Here is a 23,248-nt window from a genome sequence, read left to right on the forward strand (position 1 = left end):
CAGGCGCCAAGTGGTAATTTCACCATGACCACCCTGCACCTAGATTGGCTCACCATCCAGATCCGGGAGAGCCCCATGCCGGCAGATCCGACGTATCGCCCGATTTTCGCAGGCCTGCTGGCCTGCGCGTTCCTGTTCCCGCCGCCGGCGGTGGCGCAGACGGCGGCGCCGTCATCCGACGGCCAGCATGATTTCGACTTCGAGATCGGCACCTGGAAGACCGAGATGAAGGTGCTGGCGGAGCCCCTCAGCGAGACTCCGGACCAGTGGCTCGCATTCAACGGCACGTCGACGGTCCGCAAGGTGTGGGACGGCCGCGCGAACCTGCTGGAGCTGGAAGCCGACAGCGCCGCCGGACACCACATCGAGGGCCTCAGCCTGCGCGTGTACAACCCGAAAGCGCGGCAATGGAGCGTTCACTTCTCCAATGCGCGGGTCGGCACGCTGACGCCGCCGGTGTACGGCCGGGTCACGAATGGCCACGGCCTGTTCCAAGGCCAGGATTTCCTCGACGACGGTCGCGCCGTGCTGGTGCGCTTCGAGATCCTGCCCCAGGCGCCCGATGTGTACCGTTTCGTGCAGTCCTTCTCCGCGGATGGCGGCAAGACCTGGGAAGAGAACTGGATCGCGACCGACACGCGGATATCGAGCTGAAGAGGCGCCACGCCGCCTGGTCCCCGCCGGCCGGCGTCCATCCGCGGGGGCCAGGTGCTTCCCCCCGGCCTCGGCCAGGACGGGCCGAGGGGGATCGAGTGGAGGCGCGCCCGGGCGGACTTCGGTCCGAATCCCGGGCTCGTCTCCGCGTGAAGCTTGGGGGTCAGACCACGGAGTCGCGTTCCGGCACCGGCTCGCCGCGCGCGACATGGGCGATGTTGCCGAACATCTGGTTGACGGCCTTCTCGAAATTGTCGGCCGCGATCGCCGCCAGATGCGGGGTGACCACCAGATTGTCCAGGCCCAGCAGCGGGCTGTCCGACGGCAGGGGCTCGATCTCGAACACATCCATGGCGGCGGCATGGATCTCCCGCGCCTTCAGCGCCTCGATCAGGTCGGATTCCACCACGACGCCGCCGCGCGCGACATTGACCAGCACGGCGGTTTTCTTCATCGCCCGGATCGCCGCCCGGTCGATCAGCCCTGATGTCTCCGGCGTCAGCGGGCAGTTCAGCGTGATCACGTCGGACTGGGCCAGGATCTCCGGTACCGTGGCGAAGCGGGCGCCCAGCGCGGCCTCCTCAACCGCCGGCAGCTTCGTGCGCTTGGAATAGAGGATGGTGCAGCCGAAGCCTTTCAGCAGCTTGGCGACGGTCTGGCCGATGGCGCCGAAGCCGATGATGCCGACGGTCTTGCCCGACAGCATGTAGGTCTGCATCGGCATGGCGGTGGCGGTGCGCCAGTGGCCCTTCTTCAGCTCGGCATGGCCGAAGGCGATGCAGCGCAGCGCTGCCAGGGTCAGGCCGAGCGTGAATTCGGCGACCGGCACGGCGTTGCTGCCGGTGGTGCGCGCCACCTTGATGCCGAGCTGGCGCGCGGTGTCGACATCGAGGTTGTCGACGCCGACGCCCCATTTGTGCAGCAGCTTCAGCTTGGGCGCGGCGCGCAGCACGTCGCCGTTGACGCCGACCTGGCCGGCGATGGCGTATTCGGCCCCGGCGATGATCTCCTTGAGATGCTCATCGCCACGCGCGGTGCCATGGGTGAGGACAAGGCCGGGCGGCAGCAGGGACCGCAGCCTGGCGGCGCTGTCTTCGCTGATCGGATCCAGGACGACGACGGTTTCGGTCACGGCAGGCACACTCCAGTCGGGTAACGGGTCAGATGGTGAAGCGGACGCCGGCGCGGGCCAGGCCGCCGGAGATGGCGACCGGCGTGCCGTCGGCGCGCCAGCAGGCGGCGCCGGTCAGGGTACCGTCCGGGTCGAAGCCGATCGCGTTCATGCCGCCGGCGATGCGTGGCATGCGCACGATGTTGTGGCCGCGGGCGGCCAGGTCCTCGGCCACCGCCTCGGGGAAGGCCTGCTCCAGCTCCAGCACGCCGCCTTCGGTCCACACCCGCGGGGCCTCGACCGCCTCCTGCAGGCTCATGCCGTGGTCGATCAGGTTGACGATGGCCTGCAGCGCCGAGGGGAAGATGCGCAAGCCCCCGGGCAGGCCCAGGGCGAAGGCGAGCTTGCCGTCGCGCAGCGCCATCATCGGCGCCATCGAGGTGAACACCCGCTTGCCCGGTGCGATCGACAGGGCGCGGCCGGGATGCGGGTCGAAATTGTACATGTAGTTGTTGGTCAGCATGCCGGTGCCAGGGATCTGGGTGCAGGCGCCGAACAGGCCGTTGATGGTCTGGGTGGTGGCGACGACGTTGCCGGCCGCGTCGGCCACGGTGACATGGGTGGTGTTGGCCGATTCCCCGCCCGCCAGCCCGGCGGTCCAGGCCTGGGTCCGCCGCAGGTCGATGCGGGACCGGCGCTCTTCGGCATAGGATTTGGCGATCAGGCGGTCGACCGGCACAGCGACGAAGGCCGGGTCGGCGGTGGCGACGGCGCGGTCGGCGAAGGCGATCTTCAGCGCCTCGGCCAGCAGGTGCACCGCATCGGCCGAGCCGAAGCCCAGCCCGCCGATGTCGTAGCCCTCCAGGATGTTCAGCATCTGCACGATGTGCACGCCGGAGGAGGAGGGCGGCGGCGGGCCCAGGATCTCAAAGCCGCGATAGGTGCCGCGCACCGGTTCGCGCTCGATCACCCGGAAGGCGTCGAGATCGGCCTGGTCGATCAGCCCGCCATGAGACGCCATGAAATCGGTCAGCGCGGTGCCGAGCGGCCCGTCATACAGCGCGGCCGGACCGCGCTCGGCGATCAGCCGCAGGCTGCCGGCATAGTCGCCCTGGACCAGCCGCGCGCCCGGCCGCAGCGGCTGGCCGCCCGGCAGGAACAGGGCGGACAGGCCGGGGTCGCGGGCCAGGTCGGCGGCGCAGTCGGTGACGCAGTCCGACAGATAGGGGCTGACGATGAAGCCGCGCTCGGCCAGCCGGATGGCGGGGGCCAGCACATCGGCCAGCGCCAGGGTGCCGAAGCGCGCCAGCGCCTCGCACCAGCCGGCCAGCGCGCCGGGAACGGCCACCGCCTTGGGCCCGACCTGGTTCTCGCGGTCACGCACGTCGCGGGACTTGCCGACCTCGTCGGACAGCGCCTCGTACATGGTGGCGCTGCCCCGGCCCGGCGCGGTCGACAGCCCGTCGAGCACCAGGTGCCGGCCGTCGGCGAGGCGGAGATGGGCGACGCCACCGCCGAGCACGCCGACCATCATCGGCTCGACCACGGTCAGGGTGAACAGGGCGGCGACGGCCGCATCGATGGCGTTGCCGCCAGACAGCAGCATCTCCGACCCGGCGGCGGAGGCCAACGGGTGGTTGGTGACGACCATCCCGCGCGACCCGGTGGCCGGCCGTTTCTCGCAGGAGAAGTCGGTGATGCGGGCGGCTCTCGGCGGGATGTTGGTCACGATGCTGTCCTCGGCGATTCAGTCTCGGCCATCGCAGTGTCAGCCATTCTGCCCCAGCGCCTCCAGCACCATCCTGGTGGCGCCGGAGATGTCGCCCAGCTTCTCGCCGGCCTTGACCCGCTCCTGGCTGCGCTCGCCGCGCTCCTGCCGCACCAGCGCGGCGTCGGCGATCGCCTCCGCCTCGCCGGCCGGCAGCACCAGCACGCCGGATTCATCCGCCAGGATGACGTCGCCGGCCCGTACCGGCACATTGCCGCAGGAGATCGGCAGGTTCAGCGTGCCGCCGAGATTGTATAGCCGGGTGGTGATCGGCGACATGCCGCGGCACCACATCGGGAAGTCCGAATCCTCGATCTCAGCCAGGTCGGTGCAGGGTCCGTCGACGATGCCGCCGACCGCGCCGGCCGCCTTGGCCGCGATGGTGACGCCGCCGCCCCAGCAGGCGTGCTTGTCGTCGCCCAGCCGGTCGACCACCAGGATGTCGCCCGGCCGCAGCAGGCCCAGCGCGTGGTGCAGCAGGGTCGAATCCTGGCCCGGGATGGCGAGGGTGACGGCCGCGCCGGCGATGCGCTTGCCGCGCAGCAGCGGCTGGATGCCCCGGTCCATGAAGCCCCAATGCTGGGAATGGCCGATGGTCGCGGTCTCGACCCGGCGCAGCTTCTCCACCAGGGCGGCGGGGATCTGCGGCGGCATGGCGGCGATGCGATAGTCTGGCATGTGGCTTTCCCTAGTTGCCGACGGCGCGCGCGACGCCGACGAGACGTTCGACCAGAATGACGACGAGAAGGGTCGCGGCGATCAGCACGACCGACAGGGCCGCGACCATCGGGTCGGTGCGGCCTTCGACGTAGCGCACCATCTCGACCGGCAGGGTCGAGGCGCGCGGCCCGGCGATGAACAGCGAGATCACGGTCTCGTCGAAGGACAGCAGGAAGGACAGCGCCCCGCAGGCGACCAGGCCGGGCGCGGCCAGCGGCAGGGTGACCCGGCGCACCACCCGCCACGGCGTGGCGCCCAGCGTGGCGGCCGCCGCCTCGATGTCGTCGGGCAGGGTCGAGAAGGCGGTCGTCATCATCCGGATGACGAAGGGCAGGGTCACGATCATGTGGCCCAGCACCAGGCCGGGCAGGGTGGCGGTCAGGTGCAGCGGCGTGAAGAACAGCAGCAGCGCCAGGCCGATGATCAGCGTCGGCAGCAGCAGCGGCGCCAGGAAGAAGCCCTGCAGCGCCTCGCGCCCGGGGAAGCTGCCCTTGTTCAGCGCCAGCGCCGCCGGCACGCCCAGCAGCAGGGACAGCGCCATGACCACGCAGGCGATCTGCGCGCTCAGCAGCAGCGCGTCCAGCAGCGGCCCGTGGCCGGCCAGCGCCTGGAACCAGCGCAGCGAATAGCCCGAGGGTGGGAAGACGATGAAATCGTCGGCCGAGAAGGCCAGCGCCACCACCACGACGATGGGCGCCAGGATCATGGCGTAGACGATGCCGGCGAGGGTGGAGAGGGCGCGGCCGGCGCCGTTCATCGCTGCAGCCTCCGCGCCACCAGCCGGGCGACGACGGCCAGCGCCAGCAGCAGCACCAGGGTGTAGATCGCCAGCACCGCGGCCACCGGCCAGTTGGTGTTGGTGGTCGCCTGCTCGTAGATCTCGGTCGCCAGCACGAAGATGCGGCCGCCGCCCATCAGCCTCGGCGTGATGTAGGACGACATCGACAGCACGAAGCCGAGGCCTGCGGCCAGGGCGATGGCGGGCAGGCTCAGCGGCAGGGTGACGCGCAGGAAGCAGCGCAGCGGCGTCGCCCCCAGGCTGCGTGCCGCCTCCTCCAGCGTGCGGTCCAGCCGGCCGAACCCGGCCAGCAGCGCCAGGATCATATAGGGCATGATGCTTTCGGCCAGGCCGATGGTGACGCCGGTCCAGTTGAACACCAGCCGCATCGGCGTGCTGATCAGCCCGAGCCATTGGGCGATGCCGTTGACCAGGCCGCGGTCGCCGAGGATGGCCAGCCAGCCGAAGATGCGCACCACGCCGGACACCAGCATCGGCATGATCGCGACCACGGCCAAGAGGCCGCGAAAGCGCGACCTGGTGCGGAACAGGAACAGCGCCACCGGGTAGGACAGCGCCAGCGCCAGGGCGGTCGCCACCAGCGACAGCCACAGCGAGTTCAGGGTCAGCTCGGCGGTGAAGCTGTCGGCGAAGACCTCGCGGGCGGTCTGCAGCGACCAGGTCTCGACCATCGCCCCGGTCGGCCCGACCTCGTTGAAGGCGGTGCGGAACAGGCCGAGCGTCGGCCAGACATAGACGAGGAGGACGAACAGCGCCGCCGGCGCGACCAGCAGCGGCAGCGGCAGGCGCCGGCCGCGCGGCAAGGCGGGGCGCTCGGCGGCCAGGGGATGCAGGGCGTCGGTCATGGCGCCTCACGCGGGAACAGCAGCGTGTCCTCGGCCGGCCAGATCGCCGCGACCTCCAGGCCCTCGGCCGGCGGGCGCTGGCCCGACGGCATCTCGACGCTCAGCTGGCCGCCGGCGCCCTCGACCACCACCTCGATCCGGTCGCCGATGAAGACGCTGTGCGAGACCTGGCCCTGGATCCGCGCCACGCCCTCGGCCGCGGGCTCGGAGACCGCGGCCAGGCGGATGCGCTGCGGCCGGACGAAGACGTCGAACTCCCCCGACGGCGGGGCCTGGACCGGCAGCGGCGAACCCCACAGGCCGACGCGGCCATCGGCGCCGCGGCTGGCGGCCAAGATGTTGGCGCGGCCGACGAAATCGGCGACGAAGCGGGTCGCCGGCCGCTCATAGATGTCCTCCGGCGACCCGACCTGCTCGACCCGGCCGCGATTCATCACCGCGATCCGGTCGCACATGGTCAGCGCCTCGACCTGGTCATGGGTGACGAACAGGGTGGTGATGCCGAGCGACCGCTGGATGTCGCGGATCTCGTGCCGCATCGCGTCGCGCAGCTTGGCGTCGAGGTTGGACAGGGATTCGTCGAGCAGCAGCACCGAGGGGCGGACCACCAGGGCCCGCGCCAGGGCCACGCGCTGCTGCTGGCCGCCGGACAGCTCGCGCGGCCGGCGCCCGCCCAGCGCGCCGAGGCGCACCATGGAAAGCGCCTCCTCGACCCGGGCCGCGGCTTCGGCGCGCGGCACCCGCCGCTCCTCCAGCCCGAAGCCGACATTGCGCGCCACGCTGAGATGCGGGAACAGGGCGTAGGACTGGAAGACATAGCCCATGTTGCGGCGGTGCGCCGGCTCGCGGGTGATGTCGGCGCCGTCGACCCGGATGGTGCCGCCATCCGGCGCGATCAGCCCGGCCAGCATCCGCAGCGTCGTGGTCTTGCCGCAGCCGGACGGGCCGAGCAGCGCCACCGCCTCGCCCCGGCCGACCGACAGCGAGACGTCGTCGACCGCGACGAAGCCGCCATAGCGCTTGGCCAGGCCCTGCAGCTGGAGATAGCTCATCGGATCAGCCGGCCGAGATCACTTCGCGGCGCCAGCGGTTGTTCCACTTGTCGCGCACCTTGACGATCTCGGTCCAGTCGACGTCGATCATGCGACTGCGGTTCTCCGGCGCGATGGCGGTGCGGGCCAGCACCTTGGGGTCGATCTGCGCCTTGCCGTTGGTCGGCGCGTAGAACACCCGCTCGGTGAAGGCCTTCTGCGACTGGTGCGACAGGGCGTGGTTGATGAAGGCGACGGCCGTGGCGCGGTTCTTCGACCCGGCGGTCAGGTTGATGGTGTTGATCTGGAACACCGAACCCTCCGGCGGCAGCAGCGCGCCCAGTTTGCCCTGGGTCTCGTCGATCTTGCGCTGCGACCGCGCGTTCCAGCCGGTGGCGACGCGGACGATGCCGTTCTGGATCAGGGAATAGCCGTCGGGATTGGGGTTCCAGGTGTTCACCGACGGCGCCAGCTCGGCCAGCTTCTTGATCGCCTGGTCGATCGACTGCCGGTAGTCGCCGCCCAGCATCTTCTCGACCATCACGGTCAGGGCCAGGCCCTGGATGTTGGGCGGGGCGCTGATCCCCAGCAGCCCCTTGAGGTCCGGGCGCCACAGCTCGGCCAGGCTGGCCAGCGGCGGCTGCAGGTTCACGGCGTCGGTGACCAGCACCAGATGGTCGAAGGTCACGGCCGGGCCGAACTCGCCGCCGGCGGCGCGGGCCTCGGGGACCAGCTCCTCCAGCGACGGCACCTCGGCCGGGCTCAGCTTGTCGAACAGGCCCTCGGCATTGCCGATGTTCGAGGCGGTGACGTCCATGATGGTGACGTCGATCTGCGGGTCCGCCTTCTGGGCGCGGATGTTGCCCAGCATCTCGGCCGAGGTGCCGCCGGGCGCGTAGTTGACCTTGACGCCCGGGAAGGCCTGCTGGAACGGCTCGATGACGGTCTTGACGTAGTTGTCCTGGAAGGTGCCGTCGGCATAGGACATCAGCCGGATCTCGCCGCTGATCGACTGCGCCCGCAGGATCGCCGGCATGGCGAGGGTTGCGACACCGGCCTGGAGCCCGGCCTTGAGAACGAGACGACGCGTCAGCATCTGGAACACCCCCACTGTTTGGCCGCATCCGGGGCGGCATTGTTTCCGGGCCGGCATGACCCTGCCGGCCCGGCCGTATCAGGCGTGGATCTTCTCGGCGAAATGGGCGACGAAGCGGGCGCAGATCTCGGTCAGCTTCTCGGTCAGCGCCGCGCCGGTCTCGGCCGAGGACAGCTTGGGGTCGCCCTTGCCGACGCCGAGCGTGTAGACCTCGTCATACTGGTTCGGCACGCCGACCTCGGCGCCCTCGAAGCTGGCGGTGCCCAGCCCGGTGAAGGGCAGGTCCAGCACCGGATCGCGCTTCGCCGGCCGGTCCCCGGGCATCAGGGCCGGGCGCATCAGCTCGGGGAACAGGTGCAGGCCGATGCTGGTCAGCGGGTCGGCGCCGTGGCCGGAGACCTTGGCCGCCGCCTCGGCCCCGACGATGCCGGGCAGCAGGCCATAGCCGATGCGCCACAGGTACAGGCTGGGCAGCACGGTGCCGTCGCGCAGATACAGGGTGCGCGCCACCTCGGCGATCGGCCCGACATTGCCGCCATGGCCGTTGATCACGACGATGCGGGTCAGGCCGTTCCGGTGCAGGTTGGCGACCATCTCGCTGATCACGCTGGTCAGCGTCGCCTGGCTCAGGGCGATGCCGCCGATCATCGGGCCGAACCAGTCGGCGCCGCCAAAGGGCAGCACCGGGGCGACCAGGGTGCGGATGCCGCGCTGGCTGGCGCGGATGGCGGCCAGCTCGGCGATCTTCTCGGCCAGCAGATAGTCGCCCATCGGCGCGTGCGGGCCCTGGTCCTCATGGCTGCCCATCGGCAGCAGGATCACCGGGTTCTTCGCCAGGATCTCGCGCGCCTCGCCCCCGGTAATCGTGCCCATATGCACGTTCGGTTCGGTCTTTGCGGCCACTCTCGTCACTCCTCGTCGGCAATTCGGTGATCCGGCCGGGGCGCCATCAGGCGATCTCCTCGGCGCGAAGGCAGGCGACACGGCGCCCCTCTCCGAAGGGGCGCAGCTCCGGCACCGCCTCGGCGCAGGCGGGCCGCGCATGGGCGCAGCGCGTGCGGAAGACGCAGCCGGAGGGCGGGTTGGACGGGCTCGGCGGGTCGCCGGCCAGCAGGATGCGGCCGGTGCGCCGGTCCTGGCGCAGCTGCGGCGTCGCCGAGATCAGCGCGCGGGTGTAGGGGTGGGACGGGGCGGCGAACACGGCCTCGGCCGGGCCTTCCTCCATGACGCGGCCGAGATACATCACCACCACCCGGTCGCACAGATGGCGCACCACCGGCAGGTCGTGGCTGATGAACAGCAAAGCGAGGCCCAGGTCGCGGCGCAGGTCGCCCAGCAGCTGCACGATCTGGGCCTGGATCGAGACGTCCAGTGCCGACACCGGTTCGTCGGCCACCAGGAAGTCCGGCCCGCTGGCCAAAGCGCGGGCCAAGCCGATGCGCTGGCGCTGGCCGCCGGAGAACTCGTGCGGATAGCGCTGGGCGTGGCTGGGGTCGAGGCCGACGCGGTGGAGCATCGCGGCGACGCGGTCGGCCCGGTCCCCGGCATCCCCGACATGATGGATGGCCAGGCCGTCGGCGATCTGGGCGCCGACCCGGCGGCGCGGGTCCAGGCTGCCATAGGGGTCCTGGAACACGATCTGCATGCGCCGGCGCAGCGCCCGCCAGTCGCGGCCGGAGGGGCGGCCGAGCGGCTGGCCATCGAAGCGGACCGTGCCGGCGCTGGCCGGCATCAGGCCGAGCATCAGCCGGCCGAGCGTGCTCTTGCCCGACCCGGATTCGCCGACGACGCCCAGCGCCTCGCCGCGGGCGACGGCGGCATCGACCGACCGCACCGCCTGCACCGGCCGGCCGCGCCGGAACAGCCCGCCGGTGTGGAAGACCTTGGACAGGGCCGTGGCCTCGACCAGGGGAGGGGCGTTGCTCATGCCGCGGCCTCCGTTCCATTGGCCAGGGCGGGCCAGCGGATGCAGCGGGTCCGGTGCCCGGCCCGAGCCTCGTCGAGTATCACCGGCGCCGCCGTGCAGGCGGCGATGGCATGGCCGCAGCGCGGCGCGAAGCGGCAGCCCTGCGGGAAGGCATGGGGCTGGGGCACGACGCCGGGGATGCCCAGGGGCTGGCCGTCGCCATCCGGCGTCGCCGCCAGCAGGGCGCGGGTGTAGGGGTGCAGGGGGGCGGCGAACACCGTGGCGGCATCGCCCTGTTCGACCACCTGGCCGGCATACATCACCGTGACCCGGTCGGCGATCTCGGCCACCACGCCCAGGCTGTGGGTGATGAAGATCATCGCGGTGCCGGTCTCGCGCTGCAGCTCGGCCAGCAGGTCCAGGATCTGGGCCTGGACGGTGACATCCAGCGCCGTGGTCGGCTCATCGGCGATCAGCAGGCTCGGCCGGTTGGCCAGCGCCATGGCGATCATGACGCGCTGGCGCATGCCGCCCGACAGCTCATGCGGCCAGGCATCCAGCCGCCGCTCCGGATCGGCGATGCCGACCCGCCGGAACAGGGATAGCGCCTCGGCCCGCGCCGCCTTGGCCGTCATGGCGCGATGGGCGCGGATCGCCTCGGCTACCTGGTCGCCGACGCGGTGCACCGGGTTCAGGCTGCTCATCGGATCCTGGAACACCATGGCCATGGCGCCGCCGCGCAGGGCCCGCAGCGCCGGCTCGTCCAGCCGCAGCAGATCGCGGTCGCCGAGCCAGGCGGCGCCGGCCACCGGCCGCGCCGCCGGCGGCAGCAGCCCCATCAGCGCGGTGGCGGTGACGGATTTGCCCGAGCCGCTTTCGCCGACGATCGCCATGGTCTCGCCGGGGCGGACCGAGAAGGAGACGTCCTCGACCGGCCGGATTTTTCCGCGCGGGGTGGCGATCTCGACGGTCAGGCCCTGCAGGTCCAGCACCGCGTCGCTGCGCCCGGCCGGCGGCAGCAGGCCGGGCAGCATCCGGTCGACCAGGCGCAGGCGGGGGCGAGCCGCCGGCGTGCGCGGGTCGGCCAGGTCGCGCAGCGCGTCGCACAGCAGGTTCATCGCCAGGATGGTCAGGCTCAGCGCCGCGCAGGGCCACAGCAGCAGCAAGGGCGACTGCTCCATGGTGGCGCGGGCGCCGCGGATCATCAGGCCCCAGGACGGGGCGGGCGGCACCACGCCGAGGCCCAGGAAGGACAGGCCGCTCTCCAGCACCACCGCGGCGGCGACGGCGAGCGACAGCTGCACCAGCACCGGGCCGGCGATGTTGGGCAGCAGCGTGCGCAGCAGGATGCGGCCGGTCGGGGCGCCCAGCGCGCGCACCGCCTCGACATAGTCGTGGCTGCGGGCCGACAGCACCTCGGCATAGGCGACGCGGGCGAAACCGGGCAGGTACAAGACCGACAGCACCAGGATCAGCGTGCCGGCGCCGGGGCCCAGCAGGGTGACGACCAGCAGCGCCAGCAGCACCGGCGGGAAGCACAGGATGACGTCCATGCTGCGCACCGCCAGCAGCTCGCCCAGGCCGCGGAACCAGCCGCCGATCAGGCCGAGCGTGGTGCCCAGGATGCCGGCGATCAGGGCCGAGGCGAAGGCGACGCCCAGGCTGGTGCGCGCGCCCCAGATCAGGCGGGACAGTACGTCGCGGCCGAATTCGTCATGGCCCAGCGGCGAACCCGGCCCCGGCCCGGCCAGGCGCTGGGCGATGTCCTGCCTGACCGGATCCGCCAGCCCCAGCCATGGCGCCAGCAGCGCGAGCAGGATGACGAGGGCGACCAGGGCGCCGGGGAGCCACAGGCGCCTCATGCCGCACGGATCCGCGGATCGAGCACGGCGTAGAGCAGGTCCATCGCCAGGTTGATCAGCAGGAACAGGCCGGAGACGGTGAGGACGATGCCGACCACCATGGGGTAGTCGCGCGCCTCGACCGCGTGCAGCAGCGGGGTCGACAGGCCGGGCCAGTTGAAGACGTATTCCACCAGCACCGTGCCGCCCAGCATGGTGCCCATCTGCAGGCCCAGCACGGTCAGCACCGGGGTCAGCGCGTTGCGCACGACGTGGTGGACCAGCACCCGGGCGGGGGACAGCCCCTTGGCCCGGGCGGTGCGGACATAGTCGCGCGACAGGGCGTCCAGCACCGAGGACCGGGTCATCCGGAACACCACCGCGGTCAGCCCCTTGCCGATGGCGATGGTGGGCAGGGCGAGCAAGGTCAGGTGCTGCGCCGGGTTCTGTGCCAGCGGCACGAAACCGCCGGCGGGCATCAGCCGCAGGGTCTGGGCCAGCAGCAGGATCAGCAGCGTGCCGACCACGAACACCGGAATGGCCAGCAGCAGCGCGGCGAGGCCGGAGGCGACGCGGTCGAATGCCCCGCCACGATAGACCGCGGCGCAGGTGCCGGCCGGGATGCCGATGACGATCGCGATCAGCGCGCCGGCCGCGATCAGCTCCAGCGTGCGCGGCAGGCGCAGCGCGATCTCCTGCGCCACCGGATAGTCGTCGACCAGGGACGCGCCGAGATCGCCGCGCGTCAGGCCAGCGAGGAAGTCGACATACTGCTCGGCCAGCGGCCGGTCCAGCCCGAGCTTCTCGCGCAGCTCGGCGACGGTGGCGGGGTCGGGCGCGACGCCGCCCGACGACAGCAACAGCTCCGCCGGATCCCCGGGCACCATGTGCAGCGCCAGGAACACGATCGTGACCACGATCCAGGCGAGCCCGATCGATATCCCGATGCGGCGGAGCAGGGCGGCGATCATCCGAACGAAGTCTCTTCGAGCGTGGCGCCGGAGGAGGTGGTCAGCGCGCCCGGCAGGTTGGTGAAGCCGGTCACGCCGCGGTCCATGCCGTAGCCCTGCGACCGCCAGGCCAGGCCGGCCAGCGGCACTTCCTCCAGCGCGGCGCGCTGCATCTCCTTGTAGATCTCGACCCGCTTGGCCGGGTCGAACTCGGCCCGGCCGCGGGCCAGCGCGTCGACGGTCTTCGGCGCCTTCAGGCCGAAGGACCGGCCATGGGTCGGCGCCAGCGAGGTGTCGATCACCCCGGTCAGGCCGTCGGGGTCGTTGTTGTCGGCGGCCAGGCCGTGGATGCAGATGTCGTACTGGCCCTTGGTGCCGCGGGCGACCCGGGTCGACCAGTCGGGCAACTGCAGCTCGCACTGGATGCCGATGGCGGCGAGATGCTGCTGCACCACCTCGGCGGTGTCCTTGTGCATGCCGTACTGGGCGGTGGCCATCAGCGTGGTCTGGAACCCGTCGGGATATCCGGCCTCGGCCAGCAGCGCCTTGGCGCGGGCCGGGTCATAGGCCCAGCCATTGGCCAGCTCGTCATCGTACCAGGGTGTGCCGGCGGTGATCGGCACGCCCGCGAGCGGCTTGCCGCGGCCGTAGAAGGCGGCCTTGACGATGTCCTCGCGCTTCACCGCATGGGCCACGGCCCGGCGCACCCGGGGATCGTCGAAGGGCGGCTTGGTGGCGTTGAACAGCACGCACATGAACGGCCCCTCGACCGCGTCCAGCTTCAGCCGCGGGTCGGCTTCGACCGTCGCCATCGACTGCCAGGGCACGTATTCGATCATGTCGACATCGCCGGTCTGCAGCGCCGCGACGCGCAGGTTCTCGTCGGCATAGACGGTGAATTTGATGCCCTTCAGCCGGGGCAGGCCCGGCTTGTAGAACTTGTCGAAGGCGACGAGGTCGAGCGAGGTGCCGCGCTCCTGCCCGGACAGGCGGAAGGGGCCGGCGCCGACCGGCTCGCTCGGCGTCGAATTCCGCCACAGAATGAAGGTGTTGTAGTTGGCGAACCAGGTCGGCAGCGTCGCCGTCGGGGTCTTGGTCACCAGGCGGACGGTCTGCGGGTCGGGGATATCGATGCGCTCGATGCCCTGGAACTGGGTGCGCATATAGGCGGTGGATTTCTCGCCGGCGATCTGCTCGATCGACCATTTCACGTCGTCGGCGGTGACCGGCTCGCCATTTTGGAACACGCAGCCGGGGCGCAGCTTGAACACCCAGGCGCCCTCGTCGTCGACCGACCAGGATTCCGCCAGCTCGCCGCGCAGCTGGCCCTTGCTGTCATAGGTGACCAGGCTGCGGTGCAGCATCAGCTTCACGGTGCCGGCGGCGGCGCCGGTGCTGACCCAGGGCTGCAGGTTGGGCGGGAAGGCCGACAGGCCGAACCGCAGGATGCCGTCGGCCGATTGGGCCCGGGCGGGCAGCGACAGGAAGGGCAGGGCCAGCCCCGCCCGAAGCAGCGTACGGCGCGTCGTGGTGATGCAGCGGCTACCCTCGACCATGGTGCCATCCCCTGTTTCTGGCGCGCGGACGGCATGGCCCGCGGCCGAGATGTCGATTTTCTGCCCGATGTGGTCCGGGCTTGTTTTGACATCTATCTGGCTAAAAATTACATGTCAACTAACATGTAGACGAGGCGGTGCAGTCCGGCTGCGGCGGGGAAGAGGGCGGGAAGCCGCATGTTTGTACCATTTTCCGGGACTGCCGGGCTTTGAGCTTGCTGGCATAACGTGTAATCTTGCCTGCAAACAATCAGGCCCGCTGGCGGCAAAGGGTTCCGGTGTCTCAACGCCCAAGACTGAGCGACATCCTCTATGGCGACATGCTGGGGCGCATCCAGCGCGGCCAGTTCCCGGGCGACGGCAAGCTGCCGTCCGAGAAGGAGCTCAGCCAGAATTTCGGCGTGTCCCGGCCGATCGTGCGCGATGCCCTGCGCCGCCTGCGCGAGGACGGGCTGATCCAGTCGCGCCAGGGCGCCGGCAGCTTCGTCACCGCAGCGCCGGCATCGCCGCCGGCCCGGCCGGCGAATGGCGCGCAGGAGATCCAGACGATCTCGGATGTCCGGCGCGTCTACGAATTCCGCATCGCGCTGGAGGGCGAGGTCGCCTATGCCGCCGCGCTGAACCGCAACGAGGCGCTCACCGCCGCGATCAAGAAGGAGCTGGACGCCATCGACCAGGCGATCCAGACCGGCAAGATCGGCGTGCAGCAGGACAGCGACTTCCACGCCGCGGTCGCGCGGGCCACGCAGAACCAGTACTTCCAGGCCGCGCTGGCCGCGGTGCGGCCGCATCTCGACTATGTCATCGATCTTGCGCGCAGCTTCTCGATGCTGCATTCGGGCGAGCATCTGGCGATGGTCCAGCGCGAGCATGCCGCGGTCTACGAGGCGATCCGCGACGGCGACGCGGTCAAGGCGCGCGAGGCGATGCAGGCCCATATCCGCAACGCGCAGGAGCGGGTGTTCGACGGCATCCATCTCTAGGGTGTCGAGAGCTGCGGGATGTCCGGTCATATGACAAGTCGGCCCGTGTGATGCTGGCTGCACCACCGGTTGTCACATTCCCTCCGGCTCGTTCTCGAATGTCGCGATTTTCAAATAATTGATTGATATTTAAATGGATTCTGATTCCGGACTGAGGCGAAACACCATCGGAAAGTAGCTCTGTCCGGCTCTGAAAAAAGCATAAGTTGACATGTTGCTCGGCGGCAACGCAGATTTGAAGGCCAATGGTCCGTGAAACGGCCGGCTGAATCCGTCATGCGGGGCAGGTCACCGCCCGCACCGGGCCCGTGCCTGTATCGGGAGAGTCTGCGGAAGTGAACGACACGGCCAGCCATCTCGATGCCCTGCGCGCGCTGGTCGGGGCGCGCGGCCTGCTCGCGGCGCCCGACGACCTGTCCTCCTACGAGACCGGGGCTCGCTACGATCGCGGCCGGGCGGCGTTCGTCGTGCGGCCGGCCACCACGGCCGAGGCCTCCGCCGTCATGGCCTACTGCGTCCGCCACGGCATCGGCCTGGTGCCGCAATCGGGCAACACCGGCCTGGTCGCCGGGTCGACGCCCGACGCCAGCGGCGGCCAGGGCGTGCTCAGCCTCGACCGGCTGGCCGCGCCCTTCGAGATCGACCTCGCCAACCGCAGCGTCACCGTCGGCGCCGGCACGCGCCTGTCCAGCCTGAACGAACGCCTGGCGCCGCATGGCCTGACCCTGCCGATCGACCTCGGGGCCGACCCGATGATCGGCGGCATGGTCGCGACCAACACCGGCGGGGCGCGCTTCCTGCGTTACGGCGACATGCGCCGCCACGTGCTCGGGCTCGAGATCGTGCTGCCGGACGAGGCCGGCACCGTGCTCGACCTCACCCGGCCGCTGCGCAAGAACAACACCGGGCTGGACCTCAAGCAGCTGTTCATCGGCACCGGCGGCGCCTATGGCCTGGTCACGCGGGCGGTGCTGGAGCTGCGCCGCCTGCCGCAGCAATCGGCCACCGCCATCCTGGTGCCGCGCGACGATGCCGCGGTGATGGAGCTGCTCGTGGCCTTCGAGGAGCGGGTCGGCGACCATTTGGCGGCGTTCGAGGGGATGTCCGGCGCCGCGGTCGCCCTGGCGCTCAAGCATCACGACCGCCTGCGCAACCCCTTCGCGCCGCATCCGCCGCCGCCCTTCTGCATCCTGGTCGAGATCGAGCGGTCCTGGGCCGCGCGGCAGCAGGAGCCGTCGATCGATGCCCTGATGGAGCAGGTGCTGGCCGAGGTCTGGACCTTGCCGGGCGAGCCGCTGGCCGATGCCGTGCCGGGGCGCGGCGCGGATTTCTGGGCGCTGCGGCACGTGCTGACCGAGAGCCTCGCGGCCGAGGGCCGGGTGATTGCCTTCGATCTCGGCTTCGCCCGGGCCGCGGTGATGCCGTTCCGCCGCGCCATGGCCGAGATCCTGGCCCGGGAGCATCCGGAGGTCCGGGTCTGCGATTTCGGCCATGTCGGCGATGGCGGCGTGCACTTCAACCTGGTGGTGCCGCGCGACTCCGCCCTGGCGCTCGACCCGTCGCCGGTGCGCGACCTGGTGTTCGGCGAGGCGGTCGAACGCTTCGGCGGCAGCTTCAGCGCCGAGCACGCCATCGGCCGGGCCAACCAGGCCTTCTACGAACGCTTCATCGATCCGCGGCAGCGCGGGATCGCCGGCGCGATCCAGGACCTGCTGGCGCCCGGCCGCCTCGGCGCCGTCGATTTCCGGGAGTCGGCGCCGGCGTCGTGACGGCGGTGCCGCCTCACGCCTGCCCCTGCGGCCGTGGCGTGAAGGGCGCGGCTGGGGTCGCTGCGGGCCAGCAGGCGGTGGTGCCGGCCTTGTCCGCGATCAACTGCGGGACCGAGGCCTGGGCCAGGGAGAGATAGACCACATCGCCGCCCGGCGCGCGGTTGATCAGGGCGGCGACGGCCAGGATCGCCAGCAGCCCGCCGGCCCCGAGCCAGCTGGTCGCCACCTCGCCCCAGCCCAGCGCCAGGCGCTCGACCGGTGGGCGCCAGCCGGGGGCGGCGTGGCTGTGCTCGATGGTGTCCGAAGGGGGTGTCAGTGCGTCATGCATGGGATGGTCCCTTTCGCTGATGCCCCTGCAGCATGGCGTCCGGCTGTCGCAGAACTGTGCCGGGCAGGGGGCCGGTTTGTCGCGAGATGTCGCGCCGGGCGCCGGGCCGGGTCAGGCGGCGGCGACGCGGATCGACAGCGGCTGGCTGCGGCCGGGGATGCGGGCCCGCACCGCCAGGGGGAAGCGGGCCAGCCGGGCCTCGGTCGGGGCGGCCGCGGCGACCGCCTGGAACAAATCCTCCGAGACGATCAGCCGGGCCTGGTAGGCGCGGGTCATCCGCTCCAGCCGGTTGGCGACGTTCACCGTGTCGCCGTAAACGCCCAGTTTGGCTCGGGGCTCACCGCCGGTGCGCGGCGCGCCGCCGGTGCGGCCGATCATCACCGCGCCGGCATGCAGGCCGATGCCGACCCGCAGGGCCGGGGCGCCGCGCCGGATGCGCTCGCGGTTCCAGCCCTCGACCGCCTCCAGCATGGCGAAGCCGCAGCACAGGGCGCCGCGGGCCGAGGCCGCGCCGGCGCCGCTCCACGCCGCCATCACCCCGTCGCCGATATAGTCGTCCATGGCGGCGGCATGGGCCGCGATCGCGCCCGCCATGCGGCGGTGGAAGCCGTCCAGCAGGGTGAAGGCGGCGGCGGGGTCCATCGCCTCGCACAGCCGGGTGAAGCCGACGATGTCGGCGAACAGCACCGCGGCGAAAGCGGCGCGGGGCCGCTCCCGCGGGTGCTCCCACGGCGCAGGTCCGGGGCGCCCGGCGTCCTCGGTTCGCGGCATCATGGCCCGGTCATCGCTTGCCCATCCCGATCGCTCGTCGATGGGGGCATCCTGCGCGGTGCCTGTCGCAGAGATCTGTCGCCGCACCGGCTTTCGGGTCGCGGAGTGTCGCAAACCGGCGATCCGGCACAGTCTGATACAATTTTTCCCGAGGGTTTCGCTTTTCGCTTCGGTATTCTGTGGTTGGTTGGAGCGCGCCCATGGAATCCGTCCCTCACATCGCCGTCGTCGACGACCACCGCGACATCCGCGACCTCGTCGGCAAGTACCTCTCCCAGCACGGCTACCGCATCAGCGTTGCCGAGAGCGCCGCGGCCCTGCGCCGGCTGCTCGAGCGCAGCGCGCCGGACCTGATCGTGCTCGACGTCATGATGCCGGGCGAGGATGGGCTGTCGGTGTGCCGGCAGCTGCGCGGCACCAGCAACCTGCCGATCATCCTCTTGACCGCGATGGCGGAGGACACCGACCGCATCATCGGGCTGGAGATCGGCGCCGACGACTACCTGACCAAGCCGTTCAACCCGCGCGAATTGCTGGCCCGGATCAAGGCGGTGCTGCGCCGGGTCAACAGCCTGCCGCCGCAGCGTGGCCGGATGCAGGCGAAGGCGCTGCGCTTCGACCGCTGGCTGCTCGACGTCGGCCGGCGCGAGCTGGTCGGCCGCGACGGCGTCGCGGTGGCGCTGAGCACCGCGGAGTTCCGGTTGCTGAACGCCTTCCTCGACCATGCCGGGCTGGTGCTCAGCCGCGACCAGCTGATGGACCTGACCGTCGGCCGCGCCGCCGACAGCTTCGACCGCAGCATCGACAACCAGGTCAGCCGGCTGCGCAAGAAGATCGAGGCCGACCCCCGGACCCCGTCGCTGATCAAGACCCATTGGGGCGGCGGGTACAGCTTCGCGGCGGAGGTCGAGCAGGCATGATGCGGCTGTGGACCCGCAGCCTGGCGGCCCAGTTCATCGGCTTCATGCTGCTGGCGCTGGCCCTGTCGCAGGGCATCGGCTTCCTGGTGTCGTGGGACGAGCGCGGCCAGGCGCTGAAGGCCGCCGCCAAGAGCGACTTCATGAGCCGCGCCGCTTCCCTGGCCCAGCTCTTGGAGACGATGCCGCCGGAGCTGCGCGACGACATCCTGCGCGGCATCTCGACCGCCTACACCCGGTACTGGGTGTCGGGCGACGACCCCGGCGACGCGGCGGCGTGGCGCCAGACCGCCTGGAGCAAGCTGGTGACGCCGCTGCCCAGCCTGGCCTTCCCCGGCAAGAAGCCGTCCGCGCCGCGTGAGGAGCCGCTGCACGACCCCGGCCCGATGGCCGCGTCCGCCGCCCCGACCGCGTCCTGGTGGGACCTGCCGGCGGGGGTGTGGCCGCTGCCGCGCCCGGCCCGGATGCTGTATCTCGACGATGCCAACGGCCTGGGGCTGTCCGCCCAGCTCGATGGCGGCTCCTGGCTCAACATCGCCTACGCCAAGCAGATGGGCGGGGCGATGTGGACCAGCCAGACGGCGGTGACGCTGGCGATCACCGCGATCGTGCTGTCGGTGATCGGCGTCTTCGTCGCCCGCGGCATCACCAAGCCGATGCGGCGCCTGGCCGTGGCGGCCGAGGCGCTGGGCCGCGGCGAGGCGGTGACGCCGCTGCCCGAGGCCGGGCCGGACGACATCCGCAACACCGCCGAGGCCTTCAACCGCATGCAGGAGCGGCTGCAGCGCTTCGTCGAGGACCGCACCCGCATGCTCGCCGCCATCGGCCACGATCTGCGCACGCCGCTGACCTCGCTGCGCCTGCGCGCCGAGTTCGTCGCCGATGCCGAGGAGCGGGAGAAGATGCTGGCGACCATCGCCGAGGTCCAGAAGATGACCGAGGCGACGCTGGCCTTCGCCCGGGCCGAGGCGACGGTCGAGACCACTCGGGCGGTCGACCTCTCCGCCCTGGTCGAGAGCCTGTGCGACGACCTGGCCGAGCTGGGCCAGGACGTCACCTTCGTCGAGGGGCCGCGGATCGGTTATCGCTGCCGGGCGGATGCGCTGCGCCGGGTGGTGCGCAACCTGGTCGAGAACGCGGTGCGCTACGGCGAGCGGGCGCGGGTCAGCCTGGCCCGCACCGCCGAAGGCATCGACATCGTGGTCGAGGATGACGGGCCGGGCATCCCCGATGCGGCGCGCGAACAGGTGTTCGCGCCGTTCTACCGCCTCGAGGATTCGCGCAATGCCGAGACCGGCGGCGTCGGCCTCGGCCTGTCGATCGCCCGCACCATCGCCCGCCACCATGGCGGCGACATCATCCTGCGCAACCTGCCGCACGGCCTGCGCGCGACGATCAGCCTGCCCTTGCTGGGGTAGGGGCGGCACCGGCTCCATCGTCCCCCTTTTGCTGTCATGCCACGGCTTGACCGTGGCATCCAGGGGCGGCCAGAGCGGCTCTTGGTGGCCCCTGGATTGCCCGGTCAAGCCGGGCAATGACAGGCAAAGAACTCGGCGTCGCAGCGCCGCCCTATGCACTCCTGACCTCAGAAGAACCGGTTGGCCGGCCGCGGCAGGCCGAGATTCTCGCGCAGGGTGGTGCCCTCGTATTCCTTGCGAAACAGGCCGCGGCGCTGCAGCTCCGGCACCACCCGGTCGACGAAGTCGTCGAGGCCGCCGGGCAGGTAGGGGAACATCACATTGAACCCGTCCGACCCCTCGGTCCTCAGCCATTCCTCCATCTCATCGGCGATGGTGGCGGGGGTGCCGACGAAGGCGAGGCCGGCATAGCCGCCCAGGCGCTGGGCCAGCTGGCGCACGGTCAGGCCCTCGCGCTCGGCCAGCTCCAGCACCCGCTGCTGCCCGCTCTTGCTGGCATTGGTTTCCGGGATCGGCGGCAGCAGGCCGTCCGGGTCGAAGCCGGAGGCGTCGACGCCGAGCGCGATCGACAGCGAGGCGATGGCGCTCTCGTAATGCACCAGGCTGTCCAGTTTGGCCCGCTTGGCCCGGGCCTCCTCCACCGTGTCGCCGACCACGACGAAGGCGCCGGGCAGGATCTTCAGATGGTCGCGGTCGCGGCCGATGGCCTCCATCCGGCCCTTCACATCGGCGTAGAAGCGCTGGCCGGCGGCGAGATTCGACCCGGCGGCGAACACCATCTCCGCCGTCTCGGCCGCCAGCTGCCGCCCGGACTCGGAGGCGCCGGCCTGCACGATCACCGGCCAGCCCTGGGGCGGGCGGGCGATGTTCAGCGGTCCGCGCACCGAGAGATGCGGGCCCTTGTGGTTCAGCACATGCAGCTTGGCGGGGTCGAAGTAGAGGCCGCTGTCGACGTCGCGGATGAAGGCGTCGTCGGCCCAGCTGTCCCACAGCCCGGTGACGACGTCGTAGAATTCGCGGGCGCGGTCGTAGCGCTCGCCATGCTCCATGTGCTCGTCGAGGCCGAAGTTCAGTGCTGCGTCGGGGTTCGAGGTGGTGACGATGTTCCAGCCGGCGCGGCCGCCGCTGATGTGGTCCAGCGAGGCGAAGCGCCGGGCGATGTGGTAGGGCGCGTCGAAGGTGGTCGAGGCGGTGGCCACCAGGCCGATATGCTCGGTGGCGCCGGCCAGGGCCGACAGCAGGGTGAAGGGCTCGAACGAGGTCACGGTGTGGCTGCGCTTCAGCGCCTCGATCGGCATGTTCAGCACGGCCAGGTGGTCGGCCATGAAGAAGGCGTCGAACCGCCCGCGCTCCAGCGTCTGGGCGAAGCGCTTCAGGTGGGCGAAGTTGAAGTTGGCGTCGGGGTAGGCGCCGGGATAGCGCCAGGCGCCGGTGTGGATGCTGGCGGGGCGCATGAAGGCGCCGAGATGCAGCTGGCGGTCACGACTCAAGGATCACCTCTCGCCCAGGCGGGCGCGTTGCGGGTCTCTATCGTCGGCGGCGCCCCGCATTCTGGACGGGATGGGCCGGACAGCGCAACCGGGGTGAGGGGAGGGGGCAATCCGCCGCGCCTCAGGTCGTCCCGCGCTCGATCAGCTCGGGTTCGATGGTGATCGACTGCTGCAGGTTGCGGCCCTCGATCCGGTCGATCAGCATGCGCATGGCGGCGTCGCCGAGGTCCTGCTTGGCCACATGCATGGTCGACAAAGGCGGGTTGACCAGCCGGGCGGGCAGGATGTCGTCGCAGCCCAGCACGGCGATGTCGCGCGGGATGACGAAGCCCCGCTCGTGGATCACCGACATCGCGCCGATCGCCACCAGGTCGTTGTAGCAGATCACCGTGTCGATCCCCGTCCCGCGCTCCAGCAGGCGGCGGGCCGCGTCGACGCCGCCCTCCAGGTTGGGCGTCGTCGCCTCCTCCAGCGCCAGCTCCAGCCCGTGCTCGGTCAGCGCGTCGATGATGCCGGCGCGGCGCATCCGGCCGCTGTGCGAGGTCGCCAGGCCGCCGATATAGGCGAAGCGGCGGCGGCCGCGGTCGATCAGCAGGCGGGTGGCGGCGGCCAGGCCGGTGCGGAAGTCGATCTCGATGGTGCCGGCGATGCGCCGCGACATCGGCCGGTTGATCAGCACCGCGGCGCGGTGCGGCTCGATCGCCTCCTGCAGCCGCTTGTCCTCCAGCCGGGCGCTGCAGACGATGACGCCGTCGACCCGGCGGTCCAGCAGCGTCGCCAGCACCTCGGCCTCGCGCTCGGGGTCCTCGACCACGTTGCAGGTCAGCAGGGTGAAGCCGCGGGCGCGGGCCGCCAGCTCGGCGCCCTTGATGATCTCGGGGAAGAACGGGTTGCCGATATCAGGCACCACGATGCCGACGGTGAAGGACCGGTCGCCCTTCAGCCCGCGGGCGAAGCTGTTGGGGCGGTAGCTCAGCGTGGTCGCCGCCGCCAGCACCCGCGCCTTGGTCTCCTCGCTCGCCCCGCCGCGGCCGTTCATCACCCGCGACGCCGTCATGGTCGAGACGCCGGCCGCCGCCGCCACATCCGACAGGGTGGCGCCGCGAGGGGGCGGGGGCTTGAGTGTGCGCTGCATGTTAGCGTTAACGGGTTCTCTGGCAGGATGAACCGATTAGGAATTCATTTGTGCAATTGAATACGTAGAATTTCTATTGGTCGCAAGCCTTGTTGACGTACGTTAACGTTAACGGTATCAAGTCGGGCATAAGATCGAGAACCGATGCAGATGGGAGGAT

At 70.9% G+C, this 23,248-nt stretch carries 21 protein-coding genes; 5 read left to right on the forward strand and 16 right to left on the reverse strand.

The window, feature by feature from the left end:
- The first annotated feature begins 24 nt into the window (after positions 1–24).
- Entirely contained in the window at positions 25–654 is a 630-nt protein-coding gene (locus tag E9232_RS02130) for a hypothetical protein (RefSeq protein ID WP_309791847.1), read from the forward strand.
- A 163-nt stretch (positions 655–817) separates the two neighbouring features.
- On the opposite strand, the gene E9232_RS02135 is transcribed toward E9232_RS02130, so the two are convergent.
- From E9232_RS02135 to E9232_RS02190, 12 genes are all read right to left on the reverse strand, one after another.
- Complete coding sequence (locus tag E9232_RS02135; RefSeq protein WP_309791848.1) at positions 818–1,786, reverse strand: 2-hydroxyacid dehydrogenase; 969 nt, start codon at positions 1,784–1,786, stop codon at positions 818–820.
- Between the two features lie 28 nt (positions 1,787–1,814).
- Positions 1,815–3,494: a gamma-glutamyltransferase gene (gene ggt / locus E9232_RS02140; RefSeq protein WP_309791849.1), complete on the reverse strand. Its 1,680-nt coding sequence runs from the start codon at positions 3,492–3,494 to the stop codon at positions 1,815–1,817.
- A 39-nt stretch (positions 3,495–3,533) separates the two neighbouring features.
- Positions 3,534–4,211, reverse strand: coding sequence for an RraA family protein (locus E9232_RS02145; protein ID WP_309791850.1), 678 nt, complete (start codon positions 4,209–4,211; stop codon positions 3,534–3,536).
- Positions 4,212–4,221: 10 nt separating this feature from the next.
- A complete protein-coding gene (locus E9232_RS02150; protein ID WP_309791851.1) occupies positions 4,222–5,010 on the reverse strand; it encodes an ABC transporter permease in 789 nt (262 codons plus the stop codon).
- Positions 5,007–5,897, reverse strand: a complete 891-nt coding sequence (locus E9232_RS02155) for an ABC transporter permease (RefSeq protein WP_309791852.1) — start codon at positions 5,895–5,897, stop codon at positions 5,007–5,009. The genes E9232_RS02150 and E9232_RS02155 overlap by 4 nt, the downstream gene beginning before the upstream one ends.
- A complete protein-coding gene (locus tag E9232_RS02160) occupies positions 5,894–6,949 on the reverse strand; it encodes an ABC transporter ATP-binding protein (RefSeq protein ID WP_309791853.1) in 1,056 nt (351 codons plus the stop codon). The genes E9232_RS02155 and E9232_RS02160 overlap by 4 nt, the downstream gene beginning before the upstream one ends.
- Positions 6,950–6,953: 4 nt before the next feature.
- Positions 6,954–8,024, reverse strand: a complete 1,071-nt coding sequence (locus E9232_RS02165; protein WP_309791855.1) for an extracellular solute-binding protein — start codon at positions 8,022–8,024, stop codon at positions 6,954–6,956.
- A 78-nt stretch (positions 8,025–8,102) separates the two neighbouring features.
- The gene (locus E9232_RS02170) at positions 8,103–8,927 is read right to left on the reverse strand and encodes a creatininase family protein (RefSeq protein WP_309791857.1); all 825 of its coding nucleotides are present in this window, start codon (positions 8,925–8,927) and stop codon (positions 8,103–8,105) included.
- A gap of 46 nt (positions 8,928–8,973) precedes the next feature.
- Entirely contained in the window at positions 8,974–9,951 is a 978-nt protein-coding gene (locus E9232_RS02175) for an ABC transporter ATP-binding protein (RefSeq protein ID WP_309791859.1), read from the reverse strand.
- The gene (locus E9232_RS02180; RefSeq protein ID WP_309791860.1) at positions 9,948–11,792 is read right to left on the reverse strand and encodes a dipeptide/oligopeptide/nickel ABC transporter permease/ATP-binding protein; all 1,845 of its coding nucleotides are present in this window, start codon (positions 11,790–11,792) and stop codon (positions 9,948–9,950) included. The genes E9232_RS02175 and E9232_RS02180 overlap by 4 nt, the downstream gene beginning before the upstream one ends.
- Entirely contained in the window at positions 11,789–12,742 is a 954-nt protein-coding gene (locus E9232_RS02185; RefSeq protein ID WP_309791861.1) for an ABC transporter permease, read from the reverse strand. The genes E9232_RS02180 and E9232_RS02185 overlap by 4 nt, the downstream gene beginning before the upstream one ends.
- Complete coding sequence (locus E9232_RS02190; protein ID WP_309791862.1) at positions 12,739–14,277, reverse strand: ABC transporter substrate-binding protein; 1,539 nt, start codon at positions 14,275–14,277, stop codon at positions 12,739–12,741. The genes E9232_RS02185 and E9232_RS02190 overlap by 4 nt, the downstream gene beginning before the upstream one ends.
- A 278-nt stretch (positions 14,278–14,555) precedes the next feature.
- Between E9232_RS02190 and E9232_RS02195 the strand changes: the two genes are divergently transcribed.
- Together E9232_RS02195 and E9232_RS02200 are read left to right on the forward strand one after the other, a co-directional pair.
- Positions 14,556–15,260 (forward strand): FadR/GntR family transcriptional regulator, encoded by a 705-nt coding sequence (locus tag E9232_RS02195; protein ID WP_309791864.1) that lies wholly within the window; start codon positions 14,556–14,558, stop codon positions 15,258–15,260.
- Positions 15,261–15,595: 335 nt separating this feature from the next.
- Positions 15,596–17,029, forward strand: a complete 1,434-nt coding sequence (locus tag E9232_RS02200) for an FAD-binding oxidoreductase (RefSeq protein ID WP_309791865.1) — start codon at positions 15,596–15,598, stop codon at positions 17,027–17,029.
- A 13-nt stretch (positions 17,030–17,042) separates the two neighbouring features.
- Here the strand turns inward: E9232_RS02200 and E9232_RS02205 are convergent, their stop codons facing one another.
- Complete coding sequence (locus E9232_RS02205; RefSeq protein WP_309791866.1) at positions 17,043–17,357, reverse strand: hypothetical protein; 315 nt, start codon at positions 17,355–17,357, stop codon at positions 17,043–17,045.
- 111 nt (positions 17,358–17,468) lie between these two features.
- Positions 17,469–18,131: an adenylate/guanylate cyclase domain-containing protein gene (locus E9232_RS02210; RefSeq protein WP_309791867.1), complete on the reverse strand. Its 663-nt coding sequence runs from the start codon at positions 18,129–18,131 to the stop codon at positions 17,469–17,471.
- A 197-nt stretch (positions 18,132–18,328) separates the two neighbouring features.
- Here E9232_RS02210 and E9232_RS02215 point away from each other — a divergent pair, with 197 nt between their 5' ends.
- Both E9232_RS02215 and E9232_RS02220 read left to right on the forward strand, forming a co-directional pair.
- Complete coding sequence (locus tag E9232_RS02215; protein WP_309791869.1) at positions 18,329–19,048, forward strand: response regulator; 720 nt, start codon at positions 18,329–18,331, stop codon at positions 19,046–19,048.
- Entirely contained in the window at positions 19,045–20,463 is a 1,419-nt protein-coding gene (locus tag E9232_RS02220; protein ID WP_309791870.1) for a HAMP domain-containing sensor histidine kinase, read from the forward strand. The genes E9232_RS02215 and E9232_RS02220 overlap by 4 nt, the downstream gene beginning before the upstream one ends.
- A gap of 167 nt (positions 20,464–20,630) precedes the next feature.
- Here the strand turns inward: E9232_RS02220 and E9232_RS02225 are convergent, their stop codons facing one another.
- Both E9232_RS02225 and E9232_RS02230 read right to left on the reverse strand, forming a co-directional pair.
- Positions 20,631–21,953 (reverse strand): LLM class flavin-dependent oxidoreductase, encoded by a 1,323-nt coding sequence (locus E9232_RS02225; RefSeq protein ID WP_309791871.1) that lies wholly within the window; start codon positions 21,951–21,953, stop codon positions 20,631–20,633.
- A gap of 121 nt (positions 21,954–22,074) precedes the next feature.
- Positions 22,075–23,088 carry a LacI family DNA-binding transcriptional regulator gene (locus tag E9232_RS02230; RefSeq protein WP_309791872.1) on the reverse strand — a complete coding sequence of 338 codons (1,014 nt, stop codon included), beginning with the start codon at positions 23,086–23,088 and terminating at the stop codon, positions 22,075–22,077.
- Positions 23,089–23,248 lie beyond the last annotated feature (160 nt).

Origin of the sequence: Inquilinus ginsengisoli (assembly GCF_031453975.1) — a bacterium.
GTDB classification, from domain to species: domain Bacteria; phylum Pseudomonadota; class Alphaproteobacteria; order DSM-16000; family Inquilinaceae; genus Inquilinus; species Inquilinus ginsengisoli_A.